At 65.1% G+C, this 7,725-nt stretch carries 9 protein-coding genes; all 9 read left to right on the top strand.

The annotated features are described in order from the left end of the window. On the top strand, positions 1–307 hold a 307-nt coding region (locus tag QWY84_RS19730; RefSeq protein WP_290204771.1), incomplete at its 5' end, for a Spy/CpxP family protein refolding chaperone. A 92-nt stretch (positions 308–399) separates the two neighbouring features. Further along, the gene (locus tag QWY84_RS19725; RefSeq protein WP_290204770.1) at positions 400–600 is read left to right on the top strand and encodes a DUF2933 domain-containing protein; all 201 of its coding nucleotides are present in this window, start codon (positions 400–402) and stop codon (positions 598–600) included. Positions 601–729: 129 nt separating this feature from the next. Further along, the gene (locus tag QWY84_RS19720) at positions 730–3,249 is read left to right on the top strand and encodes a heavy metal translocating P-type ATPase (protein WP_290204769.1); all 2,520 of its coding nucleotides are present in this window, start codon (positions 730–732) and stop codon (positions 3,247–3,249) included. A gap of 41 nt (positions 3,250–3,290) precedes the next feature. Continuing rightward, positions 3,291–3,773: a cupredoxin domain-containing protein gene (locus tag QWY84_RS19715; protein WP_290204768.1), complete on the top strand. Its 483-nt coding sequence runs from the start codon at positions 3,291–3,293 to the stop codon at positions 3,771–3,773. A 188-nt stretch (positions 3,774–3,961) separates the two neighbouring features. Next, a complete protein-coding gene (locus tag QWY84_RS19710; RefSeq protein ID WP_290204767.1) occupies positions 3,962–4,300 on the top strand; it encodes an SHOCT domain-containing protein in 339 nt (112 codons plus the stop codon). 25 nt (positions 4,301–4,325) lie between these two features. Beyond that, the gene (locus QWY84_RS19705) at positions 4,326–4,760 is read left to right on the top strand and encodes a DUF411 domain-containing protein (protein ID WP_290204766.1); all 435 of its coding nucleotides are present in this window, start codon (positions 4,326–4,328) and stop codon (positions 4,758–4,760) included. 15 nt (positions 4,761–4,775) lie between these two features. Further along, a complete protein-coding gene (gene lgt, locus QWY84_RS19700; RefSeq protein ID WP_290204765.1) occupies positions 4,776–5,582 on the top strand; it encodes a prolipoprotein diacylglyceryl transferase in 807 nt (268 codons plus the stop codon). A gap of 252 nt (positions 5,583–5,834) precedes the next feature. Beyond that, positions 5,835–6,758 carry a cation diffusion facilitator family transporter gene (locus QWY84_RS19695; protein WP_290204764.1) on the top strand — a complete coding sequence of 308 codons (924 nt, stop codon included), beginning with the start codon at positions 5,835–5,837 and terminating at the stop codon, positions 6,756–6,758. Continuing rightward, positions 6,755–7,681: a DMT family transporter gene (locus QWY84_RS19690; RefSeq protein WP_290204763.1), complete on the top strand. Its 927-nt coding sequence runs from the start codon at positions 6,755–6,757 to the stop codon at positions 7,679–7,681. The genes QWY84_RS19695 and QWY84_RS19690 overlap by 4 nt, the downstream gene beginning before the upstream one ends. Positions 7,682–7,725 lie beyond the last annotated feature (44 nt).

Raw genomic sequence — 7,725 nt, 5'->3', positions numbered from 1 at the left:
CAGCGAACACCGCCAGGAGCGGTTCGCCCGCATGGCCGACATGCTGGATCTGCGCGACGAGATGCACGTCCTCATGGCTGAGCAGCGCCCCGACCCCGAAGCCGTTCGGGAGCTCCATGGCCGCATGGCCGATCTCCACGGCGACATGATGGCCGATCGCATCCGCCTGCAAAACGACATGCAGGACATGCTCACCGACGAGCAGCGCGAGCAGATGCGTGAGCGCATGCAGGAACGGCCCGGCCGTATGGACGGCGAACGCGGCCGTAGCGGCGACTATCAGCGCCACCACGGGGGCGGTTCGTAGCCCACGGCAACGACGGAACGGTGTTGCCGGGGCAACTCCCGTCGGGATCGGGGCCGCCCCGGCGACACGCTTAACGCGAAGAGGACATGCACATGTGGACGCGCATCACGCAACGCCTGGGAACGCCTTTAACAGTGGTTCTGATCGCCGGGTCCGCCCTCATCGGCGGCAGCCTTGCCGCGGACCACTGGGAGCATATCGTTGGCTTCGCCCCGTTTCTCCTGCTGGCGGGCTGTCTGATCATGCATCTGTTCATGCACGGCCACGGCGGAGGGCACGGGCATGACCGGTAGGTCATCTGCCGTCAGCGGGCCTTGTGGGCGTAGCGCCAGGCGCGACATCGCCGGAATGGTCCAGGAAAGCACCGCGGCTGACGCCACTAGAAGGGTCTGATGTCACACCGGCCACAGGACAGCAAATTTATGAATGAGCACGCCGCACGGACTACCGCCCCGAATGCAAGCGCCGAAAGCGTCTTGGTGGTACCGGGAATGGGCTCGGACCACTGCGCCGGCATCGTCCGCGCCGCACTGGAGCGCCTGGATGCGGTGAAGTCGGTCAACACCAATATCGCCAACCATCACGTCACCGTGCGGTACGACTCGAGCGCCGCGGACGCCGAGTCGTTGCGCACGGCCGTGGAAGGTGCCGGCTATGACGTCGCCCGAGTGCACGCCGGCGGCGGTGAAGGCACCACCATCAAGCTGGTGGTCCCCGGCATGGGGTCCGATCATTGCGCCGGCATCGTACGCGCCTCACTCGAGCGCCTGGAGGGCATCGACGACATCCGTACCAATATCGCCGATCACCGGGTCACCGTTACCACGGCGGCCGGCGGACCAGACGGCGAGGCCCTTTCTACGGCGGTGGAACACGCCGGCTACGATGTCGCCGCCGTGGAGACCGAAGACGGCGACGACCACGCGGACGATGCCGCCATCGACGAAGCCTACGTCAAACAGGCCTGGCGACGGCTGTGGATCGCGATGATTCCGACTGCCGCGATCATGGGGCTGATGATGCCCCACATGCTCTGGCAGCCGATTCCGGGGTATCTCGCCATCATCGCCGTGCTCGCCTTTCCGGTGGTGTTCCTCGCCGGCGGGCGGGCGACGCACAGCTCCGCCTGGCGCTCACTAAAGTCCGGCCACCTGAACATGGACGTGCTCATCTCCATGGGTAGCCTGCCACCCTACTTCCTCGGGCTTGTGGGGTTTGTCTACCCCATGACCTCGTTCATGGAGATGGCGGCGACCATCATGGCGTTCCACATGCTCGGGCGCTATCTGGAGCACCGGGCCAAGGGGCAGGCCTCCTCGGCCATCCGCAAGCTGCTGGATATGGGCGCCAAGACCGCCCGGGTCGAACGCGAAGGCGAGGAAGTGGAAGTGCCGGTCAAGGAACTCCAGGCCGGCGCCATCATGATCGTGCGCCCCGGGGAGAAGATCCCCACCGACGGCGAGGTCATCGAGGGCGAGAGCAGCGTGGACGAATCCATCGCCACGGGGGAATCGGCCCCGGTCGAGAAAGCGACCGGCGCTACCGTGTTGGGCGCGACCATCAACCAGCAGGGGCTTCTCAAGGTGCGCGCCACCCGGGTGGGCAAGGACACCTTCCTCTCCCAGGTCATTCGCCTGGTGGAGGAGGCTCAGGGCTCCCGCGTGCCCGTCCAGGAGCTCGCCGACCGAATCACCGCCCGGTTCGTGCCCGCCGTGCTGGGCGTCGCCGCACTGGCGTTCATTGCCTGGCTGGCATTCAGCGGCGCCCTGGAGCCGATTCTCCGCTGGGGCGAAGGGTTCCTGCCCTGGGTAGACGCCGACCAGCCCCCGCTGGTGCTCGCCATCCTGGCCGCCATCGCGGTGCTGGTCATCGCCTGCCCGTGCGCCCTGGGCCTGGCAACGCCCACCGCGCTCATGGTCGGCTCCGGCATGGGCGCCGAGCGCGGCGTGCTCATCCGCTCCGGCTCGGCGATCCAGAGCCTCAAGGACATCCGCGTCGTGGTCCTGGACAAGACCGGAACCATTACCCGGGGCGAGCCGGCACTGACCGATGTCATCCCGGCCGAGGGTGTCGAGGAGAAGCGCGTCCTGGCCGCGGCGGCAGCCGTGGAGGCGGGCTCGGCCCACCCGCTGGCCGAGGCTATTGTCCAGGGCGCCAGGGAGCGTGGTCTCCCGATCGGCAACGTCACTGGCTTTCGGTCCCACACCGCCCGCGGCGTGGAGGCGCAACTCGACGGCGAGCGTGTGCTCGTCGGCAGCCGCCGGCTTCTCACCGAGCACGACATGGATATCACAGCCCTGGAGGAGACGCTGACGCGTCTGGAGACCGCGGGCAAGACGGCCATGCTGGTCGCCATCGGTGACCAGCCGGTGGGCATCGTGGCCGTAGCGGACACGCTGAAGGAAGACTCCGCTGCGGCAATACGGGCCCTCCAGGAACTCGGCATTCGGTGCGTCATGGTCACCGGCGACAACGAGCGCACCGCCTACGCCGTGGCCGAGCAAGTGGGCCTCGACGAAGTCCGTGCGGGGGTGCTTCCCGAGGGTAAGGTCGACGCGATCCGGGCGCTCCAGGAACTCCATGGGCAGCACGTGGCCATGGTGGGCGACGGCATCAACGATGCCCCGGCACTCAAGCAGGCCAACGTCGGCATTGCCATCGGAGCCGGCGCCGACGTGGCCATCGAGGCCGCCGACGTCACCCTGGTCCGTGGTGAGCTCACTAAAGTCGTGGAGGCCATCAACCTCTCGCGGCTGACGTTCCGCAAGATCGTCCAGAACATGTTCTGGGCCTGGGGCTACAACGTCGCCGCCATCCCCATCGCCGCCACGGGGCTGCTGCACCCGATGATCGGCGTCGTCGCCATGACGGCGAGCTCGCTGTCGGTAATCGGCAATTCGGTACTGCTGAAGCGCGCCCGCTTGAGCGACGGCGACGGATGAACCACGTCAACGCGAACCATCGACCGACACAGGAGTCGACCATGACATTGAAGCACGTTCTTGCAGCCACGCTCCTGGCCACGGCCACAGCGGTCACCGCCGGCCCCGGCGGCGAGGGCCACAGTCACGGCCATGCGGAAATGGCCGGCGGGCGGCCGGGCAACGCCGACGCAGTGGATCGCACCATCCATATCGATGCCGCGGATATCGAGTTCAACCGACAGAAGATCGAGGTCGACGCGGGCGAGACGATCCGATTCGTGGTCACCAACACCGGCCAGCTCGATCATGATTTCACGCTGGGTACGCCGGCGATGCAGCGCGCCCACCAGGAGGAGATGCGGAAGATGATGGCCGAGGGCGGCATGCAGGGCCACGACGACCCCAACGCGGTCATGCTCGAGCCCGGCGAGACGAAAGAGCTGATCTGGCGATTCGCCGAGGCCGATGAACTGGAGTTCGCCTGCAACGTGCCCGGCCATTACGAGGCCGGGATGCGGGGCGAGGTCGTGTTCGATGGTTAGCAGAACGGCCGAGTGTCTCCAGGGCGTACCCTTGACCCCGGTCAAGGCGTCCGGAGTCCCGGTTGATAGGCTTGAGCCTGTCGCAAGGACACCATGGCTCGCAGAGCCGGTAATCCACCGGGATATGCCAACGACCTGATCGCAGCACGTTGCGGCGATCGGGTCATCGATTCACCAGGAGACCGATAATGAAAAGCCGGTTGTACGCCGCGTTCTTGTTTCCGGCCGGGCTGCTCCCGGCGTTGCCGGCCGTCGCGCAACGCTATGATGAGATGCATGGCATGTGGCATCCCGCTTCCGGCTGGGGACACATACTCTTCGGCGGCTTGATGATGGTGCTCGTCCTCGGTGTGGTGATCGGGCTCATCGCCGTAGTAGTACGCGGCCTGGCCGGCACCGGCACGGCACCGCCGGTGCGGACGCAAGCGCGTGGCCGCAGCGCGCTTTATGTCCTCGACGAGCGCTACGCCCGGGGCGAGATCGATCGCGAAGAGTATCAGCAGCGCAGGCAGGACCTGACCCGATAGGCACAACAACCGAGAGGACCGACGCATGATCCACCAGCTTCGACGACTCGCCATGGTCGCCGCACTTGTGCTCCCCGGAGCCGCACTCGCAGCCACGGCCACGGTGCACAAGACGCCCACCTGCGGCTGCTGCAGTGCCTATGCGGAGCATCTGGCGGCGAGCGGCTTCGATGTGCAGACGGTCGATCACCACAGCATGACGTCCGTCTTCCGGGAGGCCGGGATCGGCCGCTCCCTGGCCAGTTGCCATATCACCCAGGTCGGCCCCTACACGGTGGTGGGACACGTTCCCGCGGCCGTCATCGAGGATCTTCTCGCCGAGCGCCCCATGATCCGCGGCATCGCCCTCCCCGGGATGCCCACGGGCTCACCCGGCATGCCCGGCGACAAAGATGGGCCATTCACCGTCTACCGCATCACTGGGGACGCCGAGGATCCGGAGGTGTACGGGCGCTACTGAAGCGCCCGGTAGGCCATGCTGACCTATCGCGACATCGACCCGGTCGCCATCCAGCTCGGCCCCGTTGCCGTGTACTGGTACGGCCTCATGTATCTGATCGGCTTCGGCGCCGCCTGGCTCCTCGGCCGCTGGCGTGCCCACCGCGATGACAGCCCAATTCATCCCCGGCAGATGGAAGACCTGCTTGTCTACGGGGCCATCGGGGCCATTGTGGGTGGGCGAATCGGCTACGTCCTCTTCTACGGACCCGGCCTGCTCACGACCGACCCGCTCGCCGTCATCCGCATCTGGGAAGGCGGCATGAGCTTCCACGGCGGCCTGATCGGCGTGCTCGCCGCTCTGTGGTTGTTCGGCAAGCGCACCGGCAACGTCTTCTTCCGCCTCGCCGACTTCGCCGCACCCCTGGTGCCCATCGGCCTCGGCGCCGGGCGCATCGGCAACTTCATCAACGGTGAGCTCTGGGGCCGGGTCGGCGACGTCCCCTGGGCCATGGTGTACCCGCCCATGGGCCCCGATCCGCGCCACCCCAGCCAGCTCTACCAGTTCTTTCTGGAAGGCGTCGTGCTGTTCATCGCGCTGTGGCTGTTCACCCGCAAGCCGCGGCCGACCATGGCCGCCTCCGGGCTGTTCCTGGTGCTCTACGGCAGCTTCCGCTTCATGGTCGAATTCGTGCGCCTGCCCGACGAACACATCGGCTACCTCGCCTTCGACTGGGTGACCATGGGGCAGGTCCTGTCGCTGCCCATGGTGGCGCTGGGGGCGGTGCTCGTCTTCCTGGCATACCGGCAGTCCGCGAAATCGGAATGGCCTGTGTCCCCATAACCACGTCGTGGGAGGCCCAATGACGATCACCTCGTTGCCAGTTGCGGCCAGGCCGAGGGGAACGCCACCTGTGCGGGCAATACGCGATTTGGTCATAGTACATTCCGCGCCATATCCATGGAGAATCAACCGTCCGGAGACGCGCATCACTGCCCAGAATCGATTACCACGACCATCGTTGACCCGTTGCAGACAGCTACGGAATAGTTGCCTTCACACGGATTCCAGCCACCAAAAGCCGGGAAAGCGCATATGCATTCTAACCACGGCGGACACGCCGGCCACATGCCAACCAGTGGCCGGGGCATGGCCATTTCGGCCTGGCTCACCGGTATCTATTTTGTCGTCGAAATGGGCATCGGCCTCTGGACCGGTTCCGTTGCCGTCATCTCCGATGCCTTCCACACCTTCTCGGCGGTCGGCGGCGTTCTGGTGGCCATTCTGGCCGCGCACCTGGCGCGGCGTCCGGCCGACGAAGACCGGAGTTTCGGCTGGTATCGGGCGGAGATCATCGGGGCACTGGTCAATGGCGGTTTTCTGCTGGGCATGGCCCTGATCGTGATCGTCATGGGCGCTTTCCGCCTGGCCGAGCCCATCGAACTCCCACCCGCCCCCATGCTCTGGGCGGCGGCCGGCGGCCTGGTCACCGAGATCATTTCCCTGAGCCTGATCTGGAAGCAAAGCCGCACCGACATGAACGTCAAGGGCGCGCTCTGGCACATCATCCAGACCTTTGTCGGCAGCCTGATCATTATCGTCACCGCCCTGGTCATCCACTTCACCGGCTTCCTGCTGATCGATCCGATTCTCGGCATGGCCTTCGGCTTCGTCCTGCTCTGGGCGAGCTGGGGTATTCTCCGCGATGCCATGCATTTACTCATGGAAGGCACCCCCGCCGATATCAGCCTGGCCGAGGTGGTGCGTGCACTTGAAGAACTCGACGGCGTGGCCAATGCTCATCACGTGCACGCCTGGGCGCTCACCAGCGGCCGCTATGTGTTTTCGGGCCACTTGCGCACAAGCGACGGGACGGATGCCCAGGCGGTGCTCCGCTCGGCCCATGAAATGCTGAAGGCCCGCTTCGGTTTCTTTTTTGTCACCCTGCAGGTTGAAAGCGCGTGCCTGGACGAATCCGGCGCTGAAGCCATTGATGTAACCCGTGGCGGCGCGCCATGAAAACGGTTTTTCTGCTGATTCTGATCACGCTGTCCGAAGCCACCATCGGGGTATTCGTCAAGCTCACCGATGACCGGATCCCCATTCAAACACTGAACTTCTACGCCCTGTCCTTTGCGGCCGTCCTTCTTCTGATTGCCCTGCCGCTGGCCACGGGGCAGCGTCAGCACTTCCCCCGGGACAACCTCAAGGATACCGCCTTCATCGGCCTTTTGATCGCGCTGCAGATCAGTGTCTTCAACTTCGCCATGACGGTCGCGCCCATCGCGAACGTGGTGATCTTCTGGAGCATCGCGCCCTTTTTCACCTTTATCTTCTCCTGGCTATTCCTGGGCGAGAAGGCACACAGGAGCTACATTCTGATCTTTGCTGTAGCCATCACGGGCATTGTGCTCGCCAAGCCGCTCCAGGGCGGCCATATGCTGGGCAACCTGGTGGCGCTGGCGGACGGCGCCGTCTATGCGGCAATGGTGACCTACATGCGCTACGAGGGAAAATCGGAGACGGGTAATGATATCGCCTGGTCCATGCTGGCCGGCGCGGTCATTCTGTCGCCCTTCCTTTTGTTCTTCGGCCCCGGCGACGTCACCGGAACCATTCATTACCAGGCGCTGGGGCTGGAGCTGCCGGTCATGCTGTGGGCTTTCTGTCTGGGCGTGGTATCCACCGGCTTCGCCTATCTGGGCATCTCCATCGTGCTCAAGAGCCTGAACGCCAATGTCTATTCCCTGGTGGATATCATTGTCTCGCCCATCGTTGCGTCGACCCTGGGTTATCTCATCTTCGCGGAAGTTCCGGCCCAGGGCATGATTTACGGCGGAGTCCTGCTGCTGGGGGCAGGCTTCTGGCTGACCCGGGAAATGTCCCGGGAGCCCACGAAAAAAGCTGTCCATCCTTGCCAGTGTGGGCTCGCCCGTTATTAGACCGGGTTCTGCATGATTCGATGCCCGAACACCGAGAACCGTTT

The organism is Aquisalimonas lutea (genome assembly GCF_030409225.1).
Lineage (GTDB): Bacteria > Pseudomonadota > Gammaproteobacteria > Nitrococcales > Aquisalimonadaceae > Aquisalimonas > Aquisalimonas lutea.
This window is presented reverse-complemented; position numbering and strand designations above follow the sequence as displayed.